Source organism: Paraburkholderia sp. MM5477-R1 (genome assembly GCF_050436385.1).
In the GTDB taxonomy this organism is placed as follows: domain Bacteria; phylum Pseudomonadota; class Gammaproteobacteria; order Burkholderiales; family Burkholderiaceae; genus Paraburkholderia; species Paraburkholderia tuberum.
The window spans coordinates 109,595-125,980 of the sequence record NZ_JBNDMC010000010.1; the positions used below are offsets into that span (position 1 = coordinate 109,595).

General features: G+C 65.7%; 14 protein-coding genes. 12 read left to right on the forward strand and 2 right to left on the reverse strand.

Going from position 1 to position 16,386, the window contains the following annotated elements:
* Window positions 1-29: 29 nt before the first annotated feature.
* The gene (gene hpaR, locus OKW35_RS44350) at window positions 30-437 is read right to left on the reverse strand and encodes a homoprotocatechuate degradation operon regulator HpaR (protein ID WP_018424961.1); all 408 of its coding nucleotides are present in this window, start codon (window positions 435-437) and stop codon (window positions 30-32) included.
* A gap of 190 nt (window positions 438-627) precedes the next feature.
* Here hpaR and OKW35_RS44355 point away from each other — a divergent pair, with 190 nt between their 5' ends.
* The 7 genes from OKW35_RS44355 to hpaI all read left to right on the forward strand — a co-directional run bounded on the left by OKW35_RS44355 (window position 628) and on the right by hpaI (window position 6,643).
* Entirely contained in the window at window positions 628-1,401 is a 774-nt protein-coding gene (locus OKW35_RS44355) for a fumarylacetoacetate hydrolase family protein (protein ID WP_429555367.1), read from the forward strand.
* Window positions 1,398-2,156, forward strand: a complete 759-nt coding sequence (locus OKW35_RS44360) for a fumarylacetoacetate hydrolase family protein (RefSeq protein ID WP_429555368.1) — start codon at window positions 1,398-1,400, stop codon at window positions 2,154-2,156. The genes OKW35_RS44355 and OKW35_RS44360 overlap by 4 nt, the downstream gene beginning before the upstream one ends.
* A 40-nt stretch (window positions 2,157-2,196) precedes the next feature.
* On the forward strand, window positions 2,197-3,654 hold the full coding sequence (gene hpaE, locus OKW35_RS44365) for a 5-carboxymethyl-2-hydroxymuconate semialdehyde dehydrogenase (protein ID WP_429555369.1): 1,458 nt from the start codon (window positions 2,197-2,199) through the stop codon (window positions 3,652-3,654).
* A gap of 82 nt (window positions 3,655-3,736) precedes the next feature.
* A complete protein-coding gene (gene hpaD, locus OKW35_RS44370) occupies window positions 3,737-4,600 on the forward strand; it encodes a 3,4-dihydroxyphenylacetate 2,3-dioxygenase (RefSeq protein ID WP_184065233.1) in 864 nt (287 codons plus the stop codon).
* Window positions 4,601-4,619: 19 nt separating this feature from the next.
* A complete protein-coding gene (locus tag OKW35_RS44375; protein WP_090806343.1) occupies window positions 4,620-5,018 on the forward strand; it encodes a 5-carboxymethyl-2-hydroxymuconate Delta-isomerase in 399 nt (132 codons plus the stop codon).
* Window positions 5,019-5,025: 7 nt separating this feature from the next.
* Window positions 5,026-5,829 (forward strand): 2-oxo-hept-4-ene-1,7-dioate hydratase, encoded by an 804-nt coding sequence (gene hpaH / locus OKW35_RS44380; RefSeq protein ID WP_429365258.1) that lies wholly within the window; start codon window positions 5,026-5,028, stop codon window positions 5,827-5,829.
* A 10-nt stretch (window positions 5,830-5,839) separates the two neighbouring features.
* Window positions 5,840-6,643, forward strand: a complete 804-nt coding sequence (gene hpaI, locus OKW35_RS44385; RefSeq protein ID WP_184065242.1) for a 4-hydroxy-2-oxoheptanedioate aldolase — start codon at window positions 5,840-5,842, stop codon at window positions 6,641-6,643.
* A gap of 21 nt (window positions 6,644-6,664) precedes the next feature.
* On the opposite strand, the gene OKW35_RS44390 is transcribed toward hpaI, so the two are convergent.
* Complete coding sequence (locus OKW35_RS44390; RefSeq protein ID WP_184065245.1) at window positions 6,665-8,986, reverse strand: bifunctional diguanylate cyclase/phosphodiesterase; 2,322 nt, start codon at window positions 8,984-8,986, stop codon at window positions 6,665-6,667.
* Between the two features lie 499 nt (window positions 8,987-9,485).
* On the opposite strand from OKW35_RS44390, the gene bcsD reads away from it, so the two are divergent.
* From bcsD to bcsB, 5 genes are all read left to right on the forward strand, one after another.
* Window positions 9,486-9,941 (forward strand): cellulose biosynthesis protein BcsD, encoded by a 456-nt coding sequence (bcsD, locus tag OKW35_RS44395; protein WP_090806351.1) that lies wholly within the window; start codon window positions 9,486-9,488, stop codon window positions 9,939-9,941.
* A 147-nt stretch (window positions 9,942-10,088) separates the two neighbouring features.
* Window positions 10,089-10,817, forward strand: a complete 729-nt coding sequence (gene bcsP / locus OKW35_RS44400) for a cellulose biosynthesis protein BcsP (protein ID WP_429555370.1) — start codon at window positions 10,089-10,091, stop codon at window positions 10,815-10,817.
* Window positions 10,814-11,602 carry a cellulose biosynthesis protein BcsQ gene (gene bcsQ / locus OKW35_RS44405; RefSeq protein ID WP_090806355.1) on the forward strand — a complete coding sequence of 263 codons (789 nt, stop codon included), beginning with the start codon at window positions 10,814-10,816 and terminating at the stop codon, window positions 11,600-11,602. The genes bcsP and bcsQ overlap by 4 nt, the downstream gene beginning before the upstream one ends.
* Window positions 11,599-13,806, forward strand: coding sequence for a UDP-forming cellulose synthase catalytic subunit (bcsA, locus tag OKW35_RS44410; protein WP_429555371.1), 2,208 nt, complete (start codon window positions 11,599-11,601; stop codon window positions 13,804-13,806). The genes bcsQ and bcsA overlap by 4 nt, the downstream gene beginning before the upstream one ends.
* 3 nt (window positions 13,807-13,809) lie before the next feature.
* Window positions 13,810-16,374, forward strand: coding sequence for a cellulose biosynthesis cyclic di-GMP-binding regulatory protein BcsB (bcsB, locus tag OKW35_RS44415; RefSeq protein WP_429555372.1), 2,565 nt, complete (start codon window positions 13,810-13,812; stop codon window positions 16,372-16,374).
* Window positions 16,375-16,386 lie beyond the last annotated feature (12 nt).

Genomic DNA, 16,386 nt, shown 5'->3' on the forward strand with positions numbered 1-16,386 from the left:
ATAGCCCCAAACCTGCCGCGAAACGTCGGTCACTCATCCTCTTCCGACAACCCCGCCAACAGATCGTCGACCGCGCGATACACGCGCTCGACGATCTCCGGTCCCACCTTGCGCTCGAGCTCGCGATAGTGCGCCTCGAGATCCTTCGAAATCACGCGCACCAGTTCGACGCTCGTATCGGTCAGCGACACGAGCACGCGCCGCTGATCCTCCGCGAAACGTTCTTTCGTCACGAGTTCCATGCTCTCCATGCGCGCGAGCACGCCGGCCATGCTCGGGCTCGAAATCGTGCAGATGTCGGAGATGTGGCGCGGCTCCATCGGGCCGTGCTCGTTGAGCGCGCGAATCACTCGCCATTGCTGCTCGGTGAGTCCATGCGCGGTGATCAACGGACGAAAACGCTCCATCATTTTTTCGCGGGCGCGTAACAACAGCATCGGCAAATTGCGGTGCAAAACTCGGGTGGACGCAGCGGACATGGCGGCAAGGAATCAGAAAAAACAGCTGTCGAAGCTTACGGGAAAACCCGCGATCATCCGGCAGCCTATTGACCGTCGATGATATCAAGCGGGATACTACTAACATCTTAGTGTTTTCGCAAAACTTTCGCCACGAGGCTGCGCATTTATGTTTGCCCTTGCCGATCATCTGCTGCATCCCGAAGGCGACGCGCTGCCTCGCGACGTGGACGCGCACACCGCGGCCGCGTTGCTGGCACGCGGCGTTGCGTGTCGCGCGCCGGTCAGCGGCGTCGTGTACGGCGCCCTGCTGAACGATCGCGGCGCCTTGAACGCGCTGGGCGACGCAGTGCATGCGGCACCGTACAAGGCACCGCCGAAAGCGCCGATTCTGTATCTGAAGCCGCGCAACACGCTGGCCGGGCATCGGGCGCGCGTGGTCGTGCCGGATAACACGCTCGGCGTCGAGGTCGGCGCGTCACTCGGCATCGTGATCGGCCGTACCGCGACGCGCGTCGGCGTCGAGCGCGCGGCGGACTACATCGCCGGCTATACGCTGGTCGGCGATCTGAGCGTGCCGCATACCAACGTGTATCGCCCGAACGTGCGACTGCGCGCATGCGACGGCTTCTGCGTGATCGGACCGGCGCTCGTCGCCGCGCGCCACGTCGCGGCGCCGGATCGGCTCGACATCGCCGTCTCGCTGAACCGAGCCGAACCGTTCACGGCAAGCACCGCAACCTCGGTGCGCAACGTCGCGCAATTGCTCGCCGACGTCACCGATTTCATGACGCTGAACGCGGGCGACGTGCTCACGCTCGGCGTCCGGCACGGCTCGCCGGTCGCACATGTCGGCGATACGGCCACGCTGTCGATCGGCACGCTGCCGCCCTTGACCATATCGTTCATCGGCATGGATCAACACAACGGAGAACCATCATGATGCGCGGCCGCGTCGCCTATGCGGGAGCGATTCACGAAGCGTATCCGCACGAGCAGGGTGTGCGCCTCGCCGACGGCCGCGTGCGTCGCGAGGACGAAGTGGTCTGGCTTGCGCCGATCGAAGTCGGCACGATCTTCGCGCTCGGCCTGAACTACGCCGAGCACGCGAAGGAATTGCAGTTCAGCAAACAGGAAGAACCGCTGGTGTTTCTGAAGGGGCCCGGCACGGTGCTCGGCCATCGCGGCGTCACGCGTCGCCCCGCCGATGTCACGTTCATGCACTACGAGTGCGAGCTCGCGGTCGTGATCGGGCGAACGGCGCAAAACGTCGCGCGTGAAGACGCCATGCAGCACGTGGCGGGCTACATGATCGCGAACGACTACGCGATTCGCGACTACCTCGAAAACTACTATCGCCCGAATCTGCGCGTGAAGAATCGCGACGGCGGCACGGTGCTCGGCCCCTGGTTCGTCGACGCCACCGACATCGCCGACGTCACGCAGCTCGAGCTGCGCACGTTCGTCAACGGCACGCGTCAGCAATGCGGCAATACGCGCGATCTCGTCACGGACATCCGCGCACTGATCGAATACCTGAGCGGCTTCATGACGCTCGCGCCCGGCGACGTGATCCTGACCGGCACGCCCGAAGGCATCGTCAACGTCAACACGGGCGACGAAGTCGTCTGCGAAATCGACGGCCTCGGCCGTCTCGTCAACACGATCGCCTCGGACGCGGACTTCGGCCGCACCTGATCGACAGCAAAAACCCACCGAACAGCGAAAGGACAAGGCAATGCCGATCGACCATCTGATCAACGGCGAGGCGTGCACCTCGAGCGACTATTTCGAAACCGTCAATCCGGCCACCCAGGAAGTGCTCGCCGAGGTCGCACGCGGCGGCGCGAAGGAGATCGATGCGGCCGTGCAAGCGGCCAAAGGCGCCTTCCCCGCCTGGGCCGCGAAACCCGCCGCGGAACGCGCGAAGCTGATTCGCAAACTCGGCGAGCTGATCACGAAGCACGTGCCGGAAATCTCGGAGACCGAAACGAAGGACACCGGCCAGACGATCTCGCAGACGCGCAAGCAACTGGTGCCGCGCGCGGCCGACAACTTCAGCTATTTCGCCGAGATGTGCACGCGCGTAGACGGCCACACGTACCCGACCGACTCGCATCTGAACTACACGCTGTTTCATCCGGTCGGCGTGTGCGCGCTAATCTCGCCGTGGAACGTGCCGTTCATGACGGCCACCTGGAAGGTGGCGCCCTGCCTCGCGTTCGGCAACACCGCTGTGCTGAAGATGAGCGAGCTGTCGCCGCTGAGCGCCTCGATGCTCGGCAAGCTCGCGCTCGAAGCGGGCGTCCCGGCGGGCGTGCTGAACGTCGTGCACGGCTATGGCAAGGAAGCGGGCGAGCCACTCGTTGCGCATCGCGACGTGCGCGCGGTGTCGTTTACCGGGTCGACCGCGACCGGCAATCGCATCGTGCAAACCGCAGGCCTGAAGAAGTTCTCGATGGAGCTTGGCGGCAAGTCGCCGTTCGTGATCTTCGACGACGCCGACTTCGAACGCGCGCTCGATGCCGCGGTGTTCATGATCTTCTCGAACAATGGCGAGCGCTGCACCGCGGGCTCGCGCATTCTCGTGCAGCGCTCCATTTACGCGCGGTTTGCCGAGCGCTTCGTCGAGCGCGCGAAGCGTCTGACGGTTGGCGATCCGCTCGCGGACAGCACGATCGTCGGCCCGATGATCAGCCAGGGGCATCTCGCCAAAGTGCGCAGCTATATCGAGCTCGGCCCGAAGGAAGGTGCCACGCTTGCGTGCGGCGGGCTCGATACGCCCGAGTTGCCCGACGCCTTGCGTCACGGCAATTTCGTCACGCCGACCGTGTTCGTCGACGTCGACAACCGTATGCGCATCGCGCAGGAAGAGATCTTCGGACCGGTCGCGTGCCTGATTCCGTTCGACGATGAAGCCGAGGCGATCCGTCTCGCCAACGATATTTCGTATGGTCTGTCGAGCTATATCTGGACCGAGAACACGGGCCGCGCGTTGCGCGTGGCGGCCGCCGTCGAAGCCGGCATGTGCTTCGTGAACAGCCAGAACGTGCGCGATCTGCGCCAGCCGTTCGGCGGCACGAAGGCGTCGGGTGTCGGCCGTGAAGGCGGGACGTGGAGTTATGAAGTGTTCCTCGAACCGAAGAACGTCTGCGTGTCGCTCGGCTCGCATCATATTCCGCGCTGGGGCATTTGATCGCGACGTCCAACGAAATTGCTAAAGCATGGGACCGGAGTAAGAGCTGACGCTCTAACTCCGCTCGACACTGGAGACCGCGATGGGCAAACTCGCGTTGGCAGCAAAAGTTACACATGTGCCGTCGTTGTATTTATCCGAGCTCGACGGTCCGCACAAGGGTTGCCGTCAGGCCGCGATCGACGGACACCATGAAATCGGCCGACGCTGCCGCGAACTTGGCGTCGATACGATCGTCGTGTTCGACGTGCACTGGCTAGTGAATAGCGAATACCACATCAATTGCGCGCCGAAGTTCGAAGGCGTGTACACGAGCAACGAGCTGCCGCATTTCATCAGGAACATGCCGTACGCGTATCCGGGCAATGTCGGGCTTGGTCAGCTGATCGCGGACATCGCCAACGAAATGGGCGTGAAAAGCCGCGCGCACAGCGAGACCACACTCGAGCTCGAATACGGCACGCTGGTGCCGATGCGCTATATGAACGGCGATCAGCACTTCAAGGCGGTGTCGGTGGCGGGCTGGTGCATGTGGCACGACCTCGCGACCAGCGCGCGTTTCGGCCTCGCGGTACGCAAGGCCATCGAAGAACGCTACGACGGTACCGTGGCCATTCTCGCGAGCGGCTCGCTGTCGCATCACTTCGCGAACAACGGCACCGCCGAGCAGTTCATGCACAAAGTGTGGAGCCCGTTCCTCGAACAGATGGATTGCAGCGTGGTGCGCATGTGGGAAGCCGGCGACTGGAAGACCTTCTGCGACATGCTGCCGCTCTACAACGAGAAATGTTGGGGCGAAGGCGGCATGCACGATACCGCGATGCTGCTCGGTGCGCTCGGCTGGGATCGTTACGACGGCAAGGTCGAAGTCGTCACGCCTTATTTCGGCAGTTCGGGCACCGGCCAGATCAACGCGATCTTCCCGGTCACGCCGCTACCCGTCTGACACTCGCGAAGGAATCGCCATGCCTCACTTGACACTCGAATACAGCGCCAACCTCGCGGACGCGCAACGCCTCGGCGAACTATGCAAAGACCTCGCGCAGTGCCTCGACGCGCAGCGCGATAACGGCGAGCGCGTCTATCCGCTCGGCGGCATCCGCGTGCGCGCGCTGCGCTGCGACCAGTACTGCATCGCCGATGGGCGGCCCGACGCCGCGTTCCTGCACGCGAATCTGAAGATCGGCGCGGGCCGCCCGGAGGCCGTCAAGAAGGCGACCGGCGACGCGCTGTTCGCGCTGATCAAGCAGCGCTTCGCCACTGAGTTCGAACGGCAGGGGCTCGCGTTGTCGCTCGAAATCAACGAGTTCAGCGAAGCGGGCACCTGGAAGCACAACAATCTGCACGCGCGGTTCAAGGGCTGACATCAGCATGCTAGACGAACAAACCATTCGCGACCTCGCCGCGCAACTCGATCACGCGGAAAAGACCCGCACGCAGCTGCGCCATTTTTCCGCGCAGTATCCAGAGATGACCGTACAGGACGGCTACGCGATACAACGCGAGTGGGTCAAGCTGAAACTCGCCGAAGGCCACGTAATCAAGGGCAGGAAGATCGGCCTGACGTCGCGCGCGATGCAGCGCTCGTCGCAGATCGACGAACCGGACTATGCGCCCCTGCTCGACAGCATGTTCATCGAAAGTGGCCAGGACATTCGCGTGGATCGCTTCATCGCGCCGCGCGTCGAAGTGGAACTCGCGTTCGTGCTGAACAAACCGCTGAAGGGCCCCGGCGTCACACTGTTCGCTGTGCTCGACGCGACCGCGTACGTGAGCCCGGCCGTCGAAATCATCGACGCGCGCATCGAGCAGTTCGATCGCGAAACACGCGCGCCGCGCAAGGTCCATGACACGATCTCCGACTTCGCCGCGAACGCGGGCGTCGTGCTCGGCGGCCGGCCGGTGCGTCCGCTCGACGTCGACCTGCGCTGGGTCGGCGCGCTGCTGTACAAGAACGGCGCGGTCGAGGAAAGCGGGCTCGCGGCGGCGGTGCTCAACCATCCGGCCACCGGCGTCGCGTGGCTCGCCAACAAAATTGCTCCGCATGACGAATCGTTGAATGCGGGCGACGTGATCCTGAGCGGCTCGTTCACGAGCCCGGTTCCCGCCCGCGCGGGCGACACGTTCCACATCGACTATGGCCCGCTCGGCGGCATCGGTTTGAATTTCATCTGAACGCATCAATATGTCCTTGCCGAACAACCCCTTCAAGCGCGCGCTCGCCGAAGGCAGACCGCAGTTCGGCCTGTGGGCCGCGCTCGCCGACGCCTACGTGACCGAGCTGCTCGCCACCGCCGGCTTCGACTGGCTACTGATCGACAACGAGCACGCACCGAACGACGTACGCAGCACGCTGTCGCAATTGCAGGCGGTCGCCGCGTATCCGTCGCATCCGGTCGTGCGGCCGGTACGCAGCGACGCCGCGCTGATCAAGCAGTTGCTCGACATCGGCGCGCAAACGCTGCTGCTGCCAATGATCGACACGGCCGCGCAAGCGCTCGATGCGGTCGCGGCCACGCGTTATCCGCCACAAGGCATTCGCGGCGTCGGCAGCGCGCTCGCGCGTGCGTCGCGCTGGAATCGCGTGCCCGACTATCTGGACACCGCCGCCGACGAACTGTGCGTGATCGTGCAGGCGGAGACCGTGCAGAGCCTCGACAATCTCGTGGAGATCGCGCATGTGGATGGCGTCGATGGCGTGTTTTTCGGGCCGTCGGATCTGAGCGCGTCGATGGGATTGCTCGGCAAGCCGGGCGACGCGCGCGTGCGCGACGCGATTCGCCACGGCATCGACACCGTGCGCACCGCTGGCAAGGCTGCGGGCGTGCTCGCCCCTGATCCCGCGCTGGCGGCCGAATATCTGGCGGCGGGCGCGACCTTCGTCGCGGTCGGCACGGACACCGGCTTGCTGAGCCGCGCGGCCGCGGACCTCGCCGCGTCGTACAAGAACCTGGCGGCGAGCGCGCCGCAGGTCAAAGGCGGGTATTGAAGCGAAAGCCTTTCACTTCCCCTACTCGCCCGCCGGCCAAGGCAAGCCTCGCGCCGACCAATCCAGCTCGACCCCCATCACACAGCGCCCGCTCGCCAGCTGCACGGCAAGTGTCACTGCGATGCACGGCCGCCCGCTCGCGAGCGACAGATAAGGATTACTGGTGACCGCCTCGCCGGGCAGCAGCACCGCATTGCGGAAGTACGGCCGATGATCCCAGCGCGCATCGCGCGGATTCGCGACCGGCTGCAGCGACGCCGCGTCCTCGCACCACGCCGGCCCGCGCACCTCGTGACCGATCTGGCGGCCGGTGTCGTCGAGGATGAAACAGCTGATGCAACGCTTGAAGGTGGCGAGCAGCGCGAACGCGTCGTCCATCATGGCGCCGGCGCGCAAGCCGTCGGCCGCGCGCCGCAGTTCGAGCCGGTACGGCTCCATTTCGGATTCGAACAACGCATGCTGATGCGCACGGCCCTGCGCGATCACGTCGAACGCATCGTCGATCTGGCGATGCACCGAGTCGGGCGGCGCGATCTCTGCCGCGGGCCGCCCTAGCAGATAGCCCTGCGCGAAATCGACATTCGACTCGACCGCGAGAATCAGCTCGTCGGCCGTCTCGACGCCTTCGACGACCACCAGCATCCCCGCCTGGTGCAGCAGCGACACGAGTTTCGGCAGGATCGGCTGCTGCGTGCCGTACGTGGTCGCGCGGATCAGCTCGCCGTCGAGCTTGACGAGGTCCGGCCGGATCCGCAGCAGCCGGTCGAGATTCGACTGGCCCGCGCCGAAGTCGTCGACTGCGATCAGGAAGCCGTGCTGGCGATAGCGCGCCGCCGCGCGCGACATCTCATCGACGCTGCCGCCATGCGATTCGAGAATCTCCAGAATCACGCGCTCGGGTTCGAGCCCTGCGGCGCGCACGATCTTCGTCAACTGGTCGGCGTAGCCTTCGGCGACGAAGGTGGACGGCAGGATGTTCAGGAACAGCCACGCGTCGCCGGGCAGCGCGCGACGCGCGTTGCCGAGATGCACCGCGTGGCTCGCGCGGTCGAGCGCGCCTTCGTCGCTCGACGGCTTCGGCGCGAACATCACGACCGGCGGCACCAGCGTGCCGTCGTCATGCTCTCCGCGCAGCAGCGCCTCGAAGCCGACCTGCTTCTGATGCGATAGGCTGTAGAGCGGCTGAAAGTGCGAGATCAGATAGAAGTCTTCCCAGCGGTAGCGCGCCGGGTCGGCGCTCGGATCGCCGAACGATGACTGCAGCGCGTCGAACGGCAGCGCGCGCTCCGCGCAGACACGGTTGCGCCCCGTCTGCTTCGCGCGCAATAACGCTTCGTCCGCGCGATCGAGCAGCATCATGAAGCTTTCGCCGCGCCGATGCTCGGCGACGCCGAAGCTCGCGGTCAGATGGCCGTCCGGCCGTTCGATCGCGGCGATGTCGAGACGCAGCCGCTCGGCGATCTGCAGCGCGCCGGTGAGATCATCGTCGAGCAGCAGCGCGAATTCCTCGCCGCCGACGCGGCTCACGCTTGGGTAGAGCGCAACCGCGTCCTTCAGCACCTGCGCGACCTGGAACAGCGCATGGTCGCCGACCGCATGACCGAAGCGGTCGTTGAGCGACTTGAAGCTGTCGATGTCGAGAAAGATCGCGCAGATCTGCGCCCCTGGCGCCAGCGTCTCGAGGCGTCCCTCCGCGTGCTTGACGAACGAGCGACGATTTTGCAGGCCGGTCAGCGGATCGGTCGCCGCGAGTTGCGCGAGCTGGCTCTCGAGCAGAAAGTGATTGCGCCGGAAACGGTAGAAGCCGAAATGGAATACCACCGCCGTCGGCGCACCGATCGCGATGACCCACGTCCACACGGCCGCGTCGACCTCGGGCGCATGAGCTTTGCCGCGCAGCAGCGCGATGGCCGCCGCGTAGAAGACCACGCTGCCGGTGACGAAATGCGCGGGCGTAAGCCATAGCGGCGCCGCGCAGATCGGTATCACCACGAATGCGGGCAATAGCCACGGCAACGGATGCGCGAGGCCCTTCGCATTCAGCACGAGCCCGGCGATCAGCACCAGTTCGTACGCGACGCCGATCGCGCCGAACAGCGCCGTCGACTTCGCGCGCGGGATCGCCAGCACCAGCAGCGCGAGCAGGAGCGCGCATAGCAGCCGGTACGCGAGCGGCCCGGCCGGTGCGCCGACCAGTTCGCGCGCCGTTACCATGCACAGGAACGCAACCACCGTGAAGCCCATCGTCACGAGGGAAAGCGGCCGCTGATGGTCGAGCGAGCGCCGGTGAAAGCGCTCACGCATGCTTGGCTCGGGCAGGTGCTGCGTCGGGATGGCAGACATAGATGGTTGATCAGGGTTTCCGGTCACTCCGCCAGTAGTTATCGGCAAACGTTCGATAAACATTTATGGCTAACGTAACACGACGTATAAATTCGGCGCCTGCGTGCCGAACGACGCCGCGCCGATCTTTCGCGCGACTCACCATCCGCCTAATGCATGATTAAAAGACTAAAGCTCAAAGCAGGCCGGATTGCCGGCTAATACACCTATGGTTCCGCAAGCCTTTTCGCACGCCAGGCGAAGATTAACCTTTCAATTTCTTTTAAGCAGCAAAAATTACGCAATTCATGTGGCTCGATTGCGCGCTTATTACCGTATAAGCCGAGCAATGGAAAGTGGCTAAAAGCCTGTGTCTTAAGTAGACTGCTTGCAATGTGTGCCGGACACCCTAGACAACCCGGTAGAAATGACGTAGTCGGCGCCTGATTGCCGACGACTCCAATGCTCAATGGCTGTCACGTCCGCAATGTGCAACGGGCCGCGACCACTTCCGGAAAACATGGTCCCAATCCTCAACTATCTGCTCGAACGCCAAATCTCGCCGCAATGGCGCGGCATGCTGAGCGCGCTGGCGAGCGAGTTCGAAGCGCAAATCGGACACGACGAGCTGCGCCAGCTGATGCATCGCGTCGGCAGCCGTTTCGCGCTCGCGTATCCGCTGCCCGCCTGCGCATCGACGGCCGAGCTCGAGCAGGTGTTGAATTCTTACTGGCATCAGATGGATTGGGGTTACGTCGCGCTCGCCGATGAGGCGGAGTCGCTGCGCATCATTCACTATTGCGCGCCGCTGCCCGCCTTCGGCGAATCGGCGCTCGCCTGGACGCCGGCATTTCTCGAAGGCGCCTATCAGACGTGGTTGAGCGCGTTGGGCGCGCAGGGTTTGTCGGTCGTGCAGACGAGCGCGTTCGGCGAGGACAGCTCGCTCGAATTCCGCCTCGGCCGTCACCCCGCCTGAGCACCAGCGGGTGCTGCACGCATACGTGCGAACGAGCGTGCGACGGCGATACAGCCGCCACGCAGGATCAGGGAAGGCAGTTCAAATAAACAGCACCCCGAGCAGTCGGTTTGGGGCCATGCACGGTATGTAACAGACGACGGCATCATGAGTTCATCGAGCGACATCGAAAAACTGTTCGAGCAATTTGGCGGCGACGCCAACGCGTACCAGGAGATCGGCCGCGAGAACGACGCGCGCACCGCGCGCACTCGTTGGCCGCTGCTCGTGACGCTCGATCTGACGCAACCGGCCATTCCGGCAATCGGCCAGCTTCGCGACGCGAAACCACAGCCGCCTATAACCGTGGCGCCACGGGCCGCCGTCCACGAGGACACGACACCGAAGGACATGGCATCCGTGACGCGCGCGAAGGCACCGCTGTTCACGCGCCCGCACCGGCGTGACATTCCACCGGTACCTGTGGCCGCAGCCCAGCCCGCGGCGCCGAGCGGCGCGTCACGCTTCCGCACGGCCGACGAACTCGACGAGGCGGCCGCGCAAACGATTGCGCCTGTCGCGCCAGGCAGGACACGCCCCGCCGCGCTCGCTCATGGCAGCGCGAGCACGGCACCGGCATCGTCGATGCCACCGCCACCAGCGCCGCAACCGACCTATACGGCCCAACCCGCGCAACCGGCCCAACCGCCGTCGATCCTCGGCAAGATGTTTGCAGCGCAAACCCCGAGCGCGCCGCCGCAAGCGGCCGCGGCCGCGTCGCTGAACTCGGTGTTCGACCGTCTGCGCGGCACGTCCGCCCAAGGCACGCAAGCACCCGCCGGCACCGCGCGCGGCGGCTTCGCCTCGTGGCTCACCAACGGTCCGCGTCGCTCATGAAAGTCATTGCCGTGGTGTCCGCCAAAGGGGGGGTCGGCAAGACCACCCTCGCCGCCAATCTCGCCTCCGTGCTCGCCAACAGCGGCCGGCGTGTGATTGCACTCGATCTCGATCCTCAGAACGCCCTGCGGCTGCACTTCGGCGTGCCGCTCGACAGCATCGACGGCCTGTCGCGCGCGACTCTCTCGGGCAACCCGTGGCAAACGGTGATGTTCGACGGTATCGACGGCGTGACCGTGCTGCCGTACGGCGCGCTGCTGGAGGACGACCGCCGCCGCCTCGAGGCGCAGATCGACCAGCATCCGCAATGGCTCGCGCAGTCGCTGCAGCACCTGCGGCTCGATGCGTCCGACATCGTGATCGTCGATACGCCGCCCGGCTCGTCGACCTACGTGCGAACCGCGCTGAGCGCGGCCACCTTCGCGTTGAACATCGTGCTCGCCGACGCCGCGTCGTACGCGGCGATCCCGCAGATGGAGCGGCTGATCGAAACCTACGCGGCGCCGCGCGCGGACTTCGGCGGCGTCGGCTACGTGATCAACCAGATCGACCAATCCCGCCAGTTGACCAAGGACGTGCTGAAGGTGCTGCGTCAGATGCTCGCCGGCAAGGTGTTCCCCGGCGTGATCCATCTCGACGAAGGCGTCAGCGAAGCGCTCGCCTGCGACACCACGCTGATCCATTACGATCCGCTGAGCCAGGCCGCCGCCGATTTCCGCGCATGCGCCGCCTGGCTCATGGCGGCGCTCGACGCGATCGCCGCCCGGCCAAGGAACGTCGCATGAGCAGTCCACCCTCCTCGCGCGAGCCCGAGGGCGGCGAGCCGTCGCGCTTCCAACGCTTCATCGACGCAAGCTTCTGGAACAGCCGCATCGTCACCGGGCTCGTCACGATGCTCGCGCTGTACATGCTGTACTTCGTGTTCACGGTGCCGCTCGAGTTCTATCAGCAGTTGACCTTCGCGACCCTGTGCTTCGTGCTCGCGCTGCTGTTTCGCCGTCGTCCCGGCCGCTACGCGACGATGGTGATGATCATGCTGTCGATCGTCGCGTCGGGCCGCTACATGTACTGGCGGCTGACCGAAACGACCTACTGGGAGCATCCGCTCGACGCCGCCTGGGGTCTGCTGCTCGTGTCCGCCGAACTCTACGCGACGATCGTGCTGATGCTCGGCTACTTCCAGACCGCGTGGCCGCTCAAGCGCAAACCAATGCCGCTGCCCGCCAATCGCGACGAATGGCCGACCGTCGACGTGTTCATTCCGACCTACAACGAGCCGCTCGCCGTCGTGAAGCCGACCGTCTACGCGGCGCTCGCGCTCGACTACCCAGCCGACAAGATGTCGATCCACGTGCTCGACGACGGCCGCCGCGCCGAGTTCAAGGCGTTCTGCGAGGAAGTCGGCGTGAACTGGACGATCCGCACGCACAATCGCCACGCGAAGGCCGGCAACATCAACGAGGCGCTGAAGATCACGAGCGGCGAGTACCTCGCGATCTTCGACTGCGATCACATCCCGACCCGCTCGTTCCTGCAGATCGGCCTCGGCTGGTTCCTGCGCGACAAGCTGCTGTCGATGCTGCAAACGCCGCACCACTTCTTCTCCGCCGACCCGTTCGAGCGCAACCTCGGCACTTTCCGCAAGGTGCCGAACGAAGGCGAGCTGTTCTACGGCCTCGTGCAGGACGGCAACGATCTGTGGAACGCGACGTTCTTCTGCGGCTCGTGCGCGCTGCTGCGCCGGAGCATGGTCGACGAGATCGGCGGCATCGCGGTGGAGACCGTCACCGAGGACGCGCACACCGCGCTGAAGCTGCACCGCCTCGGCTACACCACCGCGTATCTGGCGATTCCGCAGGCCGCCGGCCTCGCGACCGAAAGCTTGTCGGGCCACATCGGCCAGCGCATCCGCTGGGCGCGCGGCATGACGCAGATCTTCCGCATCGACAATCCGCTCACCGGCAAGGGGCTGAAGATCGGCCAGCGGCTGTGTTACCTGAACGCGATGATGCACTTCTTCTACGGCGTGCCGCGTCTCGTGTTCCTGACCGCGCCGCTGTCGTATCTGTTCTTCGGCGCGCATGTGATCGAGGCGGCGGCCAGCACGATCGCGATCTACGCGCTGCCGCACATGATGCACGCGAGCATCACCAACTCGCGGATGCAGCGCATGTTCCGCCATTCGTTCTGGGCCGAGGTGTACGAGTCGGTGCTGGCGTCGTACATCACCGCGCCGACGCTGCTCGCGCTGATCAACCCGAAGCTCGGCAAGTTCAACGTGACGGCCAAGGGCGGCGTGATCGAGAAGAGCTACTTCGACTGGTCGATCTCGCGACCGTATCTGTTCCTGCTGCTGCTGAACCTGCTCGGTTTCCTCGCGGGTCTGGTGCACATCTACATGAACTGGCACGTGCGCAGCATCGTCGAGACCACACTGCTCAATCTCGCGTGGACCAGCTACAACATGCTGATCCTCGGCGCGAGCGTGGCCGCCGCGAGCGAGCGCCGCCAGATCCGCGCGGTGCCGCGCGTCGCGATGAAGATGCCCGTGATGCTGAAGTTCTCGACCGGCCGCACGCTCGCGTGCGAAACGATCGACTACTCGGAAGGCGGCGTCGGCGTCGCGCTGCCCAGCACCATCGAAGTGCCGACGCAGGAGCGCGTGACCGTGTCGCTGTTCCGCGGCGACGAGGAGTACGCGTTCCCCGCCACCGTCAGTTTTACCGAGCCGGGCCGCGTGGGGCTGCGCTTTTCGTCGATGTCGCGCGAACAGGAGTACGAGTTCGTCAAAACCACCTTCGCCCGCGCGGACGCGTGGACCGGCTGGGCCGAGGGACGCGAGACGGACGCACCGCTGCGCGGTCTGTCGCACGTGCTGAAGGTCGGCGTGCGCGGCATCGCGGGGCTGTTCGAACATCTGTACGACGACTTGCGCAGTTCGATCAAAAGCCGTCCCGCGGACGTCAAGAAGCTAAAAGCGAAAGACTGATCTATGGGCTACCGGATGGCCACGGACAATATCGAACGCCCGGCACACGGGCGCAACAGCATTGGACCCCAATCGCGCCTGTTTGCTTGTCACGGCTTGCGACACTCGCGGCGAATCATGCGCGGCGTCGCCTGCTGGCTCGCGCTGCAGACCGCGCTGGCGTCGTTCGTGCCGCTCGCCGAAGCGGCCACCCCTGCCGCCGCCGCGGCCAAACCGGCGTCGGACGCGGCGGCACCCGCCGGCGCGCCGCAAACGCCGCAAGTCGCGACCGGTGTCGGCAACGTGCCCGCGCCGAGCGCGGCGGTGCCGTTCGATCCGAACGCGATCGCCCCGGGCCAGCTCGCCACGCCGACGCCCGCGCTCGCGGCGGCGTCGGTGAAGGCGCTCGGCATGCGCACGCCGACCACCGCCGAGCCCGGCACGCTGGTGCCCGGAGGCCGCCGCCAGACGCTGACGTTCGCCGACTTCGGCGCGCTCGACCCGCTGCAATTGCGCGGCGTCGACGGACAGAACGGCATCGCGTTCTCGGTGCGCGGCGACGAGGTCGTGACCGGCGCGACGCTGCATCTGATCTACAGTTATTCGCCCGCGCTGTTGGCGAACCTGTCGCAGCTGAAGGTGCTGGTCAACGGCGAAGTCGCGGCGACGCTGCCGCTGCCGCACGAGCAGGCCGGCATGCTGGTCGCGCGCGAGATCACGATCGATCCGCGCTTCATCACCGACTTCAACCACCTGAACCTGCAGCTGATCGGCCACTACACGACGGCCTGCGAAGACCCCGCCAACTCGTCGCTGTGGGCGACGATCAGCAACGCGAGCTCGCTCGACCTGACCTACTCGTCGCTCGCGACGAAGGCGGAGCTGGCCGCGCTGCCGCAGCCGTTTTTCGACCGCCGCGACGTGCGCCGCCTCGAGCTGCCGTTCGTGCTCGCGCAGAAGCCGGGCAACGGCACGCTCGAAGCCGCCGGCATCGTCGCGTCGTGGTTCGGCTCGCTCGCCGGCTACCGCGGCGCGGTGTTTCCCACCCAGCTCGACAACGCGCCGCTGTCGGGCAACGCGGTCGTGTTCGCGACCAGCGACCAGCATCCGGCCGGCGTGACGATTCCCGAGATCACCGGGCCGACCATCGCGGTGGTCGAGCGCGACGCGAACGCGCGCGGCAAGCTGCTGCTCGTGCTCGGCCGCAACGAGGCCGAGCTGAAGACCGCCGCGAAGTCGCTCGGGATCGGCCATAGCGCGCTGTCCGGCGCGAGCGCCACGATCACGTCGCTGAACGAAATTACGCCGCGCGTGCCGTACGACGCGCCGAACTGGCTGCCGACCGACCGCGCGGTGCGCTTCGGCGAGCTCGCCGATCCGAAAGACCTGACCGTGTTCGGCTACGACGCCGACGCGGTGCGCATCAACATGCGGGTGCCGCCCGATCTGTTCATGTGGCACACGCGCGGCGTGCCGATCGATCTGCGCTACCGCTACACGGTGCGGCCGGCGCGCGACCGCTCGTCGCTGAACATCAGCGTGAACAACGGCTTCGTGCAAGCGCTGCCGATTCCGGCGCGCCCTGCGTCGGTGTTCGACCTGAGCCGCTACTTCAACCTCATCATGCCCGACGGCACCGCCGACGCGCGCCGCAACATCCGCATCCCGCCGCTGCTGATGACGCCGCGCATACAGCTGCGGCTGCACTTCTACTACGACATCCCGAACACCGGCGAATGCGCGGGCCGCCTGCTGCAGAACGTGGTCGGCGCGATCGATCCGAACTCGACGATCGACCTGTCGTCGTTCCCGCACTACATGGCGCTGCCCGATCTGGCCGCGTTCGCCAACAGCGGCTTTCCGTTCACGCGGATGGCGGACCTCTCCGGGACCGCCGTCGTGCTGCCGGACGACCCGGACGCGAGCGACTACAGCCTGTATCTGCTGACGATGGGCCGGATGGGCGAATCGACCGGCTATCCGGTCTCCGGCGTGACCGTCACCCATGCGGCCGACGTCGAGCGCCTCGCCGACAAGGACCTGCTGGTGTTCGGCGCGCCTGGCAAGCAGCCGCTGTTGCAGCGCTGGTCGAAGTCGATGCCGTTCTCCAGCGACGGCGCCGCGCACACGTTCCAGCTCACCGACCTGGTGTTCAAGCTGCGGGACTGGTGGCACGGCGAGCGCGGCGTCGAGCGCACGCCCGCGCGTGCCGATCTGACGATGGTCAGCTCGAACGGCGCGGCGCTGCTAACCGGCTTCGAGTCGCCGCTGCAGCGAGGCCGAAGCGCGGTTGCGCTGATCAGCGCGGCCGGCCCGTCGGATGCCGATCTGTCCGCCGCGCTGCTCGACGCCGACGTGCTGCCGAAGATTCAAGGCGCGATGGCCGTGATCCATGGCCGCGCCGTCACCATCACGTCGAACGGCACCGCATACTACGTGGGCCGTCTGTCGCCGCAGGAGTATCTGCGCTGGGCACTGTCGTCGCATCCGCTGCTGCTGTTGCTCGGCGGCGTGCTCGCCGCGCTGATCATCGCGGCCTTGTGCTACCGGACGCTTCGCGCGATCGCCGCGCGTCGACTGAAGGACTGATGGATATGACTC